At 70.0% G+C, this 2,563-nt stretch carries 3 protein-coding genes; 2 read left to right on the forward strand and 1 reads right to left on the reverse strand.

Features of this window, described 5'->3' with window-relative positions; genetic code table 11:
* On the forward strand, positions 1-669 hold a 669-nt coding region (locus D180_RS13980; protein ID WP_017913290.1), incomplete at its 5' end, for a DUF2867 domain-containing protein.
* A 66-nt stretch (positions 670-735) separates the two neighbouring features.
* The gene (locus tag D180_RS13985; protein ID WP_017909065.1) at positions 736-1,029 is read left to right on the forward strand and encodes a hypothetical protein; all 294 of its coding nucleotides are present in this window, start codon (positions 736-738) and stop codon (positions 1,027-1,029) included.
* 373 nt (positions 1,030-1,402) lie between these two features.
* On the opposite strand, the gene D180_RS13990 is transcribed toward D180_RS13985, so the two are convergent.
* Positions 1,403-2,230, reverse strand: a complete 828-nt coding sequence (locus tag D180_RS13990) for a DUF4349 domain-containing protein (RefSeq protein ID WP_043090998.1) — start codon at positions 2,228-2,230, stop codon at positions 1,403-1,405.
* Positions 2,231-2,563 lie beyond the last annotated feature (333 nt).

Below are 2,563 nucleotides of genomic sequence, written 5' to 3' on the forward strand. Positions count from 1 at the left end.
CGGCAGCGGCTGGGTGCCTGGCGACATCCGGCCGGCTTCGCGGCACTGGCGCCGCGCCTGTCGCGGGCGCGGGTGACGCCGCAGTTGCTGCCCGGCTCGCTGCTCGAACCGCAGCTGCCCGCGCACCATCACCAGGACAGCGTGCGGCTGAGGGTGCCGGCGCAGGCGCTGCGGCCACTGGGAGCGCATGCGCTGATGACGGCGTTGCTGGACGGTTTCCTGCAGCACCCGCCCCGCGGTGTGACCTGGCTGATGCGCCTGCGCAACGTGCTGGTGGCGCCGCTGCGGCTGCGCACCTCGCCGCTGGGCTGCCCGGTGTCCTCGCTGCTGTCGCCGCAGCGCGATCAACTGTTTGCCGGGCGGTTCCCGGTGCTGGCGCAGGCCTCCACCGCGCAGGCGCGGCGCGTGCAGGTGCTGCTCGGTGCCGACGACCGCCACCTGGTGTTCCGCAGTTGCGTCGGGGTGACGCTGCGCGACGACGGCAGCGCCGAACTGAGCCTGGAAACGCGGGTGGCCTGCCGCAACCGCTTCGGGCACCTGTACATGGCGCTGATCGCCGCCGCGCACCGCCGCTACATCGCCCCGACGCTGCTGCGCGCGGCCGCCGAGGCGCTGCTGCTGCCCGTAGCCGAACATGCCGGGCCGGATGCGGTCGCGCCGATGCATTGAGCGCGTCATCACCCCGCCTTAGCCGATGCCTGCCTAGCCTGCGCCTTCCCCCCAAGAGGAAGGCCCATGCCCCAGCTCCGCATCCGCATCACCGGCAGCGAGGACGATGCCCGCGCCATCATCAACCTGCTGTCGAGCCTGGACGGCATCGAACACGTCGAGGAAATCGACGACCTGATGCCGCACATGGACGACGACGATTCCAGTTCCGCCGGCCTGCCCGACGACCAGGGACCGGGCACCCACGAAGTGGAAGTGGAGGCCGGCAACGCCGCCACCGCCCAGAAGGTGCGCGAGGCCGTGGAAGCCCTGGCGTTCGAACTGGACGTGGTCGTGGAGTTCGAACAGGACGAAGGCTGAGGGCCTGCATCCGGGACGTTGCGCCGCATGGCGCAGCGTCCTGGCGTGCCCATGGCAAGCATCCTGGATTTCCAGAGGCGCCAGCCGTGCCTCAGGTACCCGACTTCAAGGCGTCGGGACTGAAGTCCCTCCCACAGTGCTCGCAGCCAATGTATCGCGAGCCCCGGCAGAAGTCGTTTTGCTGTTGCTCAAGCTTGAGGGTCAGACGAGAAGAACGGTAGCAGCCGCTTCAGCCGCGACCCGCCCCCCCCCTCATCATTCACTGCCGCTGGATGACGTGCCACCGTTCCGTCGGCAACGCGTGGCAACACCACGCACACTCACCTCCATCCGCTCCCGCCCGATTTCATCGGACGGGAACAGCGCCTGTCTCCTAGGCCGAACGACGCCGACGTCGGCGCCAGGCGATCAGCCGCCACAGCGCATAGCCGAGCAGCACGAACGGGGCCAGCCCGACCACCGCGCGAATCCCCCAGGCGATCGATCCGGCGAAGATTTCGCCGCTGTCGTGCAGCGCCTCGCCGATGTCGCTGCGACTCCGCTCGGCGGTCGGCGCCGAGAACGTCAACGTCACCCGCTGCGTATCCAGGCGCCGGCGCTGCTGTGCGGCTTCCTGGCTGGTGGCGAGCAATTGCGTCTCCACGGCGGCCAGTTTCTCCGACAGCGCGATCATGTCGGCCACGCTGAGATCGCGGCGCTGCTGGAACTCCTGCAGGCGCCGCTGCTCGGCCTGCAGGCGCTGGCGCTGCGCGTCGTTGTCCTGCACCGCCTGCGCCAGATCCTCGGCATGGGTGGTGCGGCTTTCGATCTGGCCATCCTGGCCCGCCTGCGCGATCAACGGCTCGACCCCGGCCGGCGCGATCCGCACGCTGAGCTCACCGCGCGGCTGCTCGCCGCCGCGCTGCTCGACCTGCAACACCGTGCATGCGCCGAAACTGGATTTCAGGCAGCTTTCCTGGAGTTGCTTGAGGCGTGCGGGAATCTGCGCCACCGGCAATGCCACATCGACCTCGTGCTCATAGGCCAGGGACGGCATGGCGAAAGCGCCGGGACTCGGCGGCGGCGCTGCGACGGTTGCCTCTGCCGCCTGCGCTGCGGCCTCGGCGGCACTGGCCGCGCTACTGGCGGCATCGGCGGAATAGAGATGAGCGGCCGGCAGCGCCGCGCTCTCGCCGCCGCGGCTGCAGGCAGCGATCGACACCGCCAGCACCAGGGAAGCGCCCCAGCGACACCAGCGCCCACGCGCAGGCGCTACGACATCGAGCGTGCCAGCCGCTGCGGCCGCGGCTTCCGGATCGAACGCCGTATCGCGTGCGACATGGCCATGAAGGCGACGTCCCTTGTCCTGCATTGCGGTGCTCCTGAATGGCGAAAGCGTTCAGGGTAATCCAATGGCAGGGGCGCTGGCAGCACGGCGCAGCTACCCTGGTGGATCGACCCACTCCAGGAACCCCGATGCGCAAGCACCTGCTCGCCGCCGCCCTGCTCGCCGCCCTTGCCGGCTGCCAGAAACCCGCCGACGCGCCTGCCGCCA

Source organism: Xanthomonas sp. SHU 166 (genome assembly GCF_000364685.1).
GTDB classification, from domain to species: domain Bacteria; phylum Pseudomonadota; class Gammaproteobacteria; order Xanthomonadales; family Xanthomonadaceae; genus Xanthomonas_A; species Xanthomonas_A sontii.

Coding starts and splice junctions, on each gene's coding strand:
- D180_RS13985 (WP_017909065.1), top strand. CDS start 736: ATGCCCCAGCTCCGCATCCGCATCACCGGCAGCGAGGACGATGCCCGC.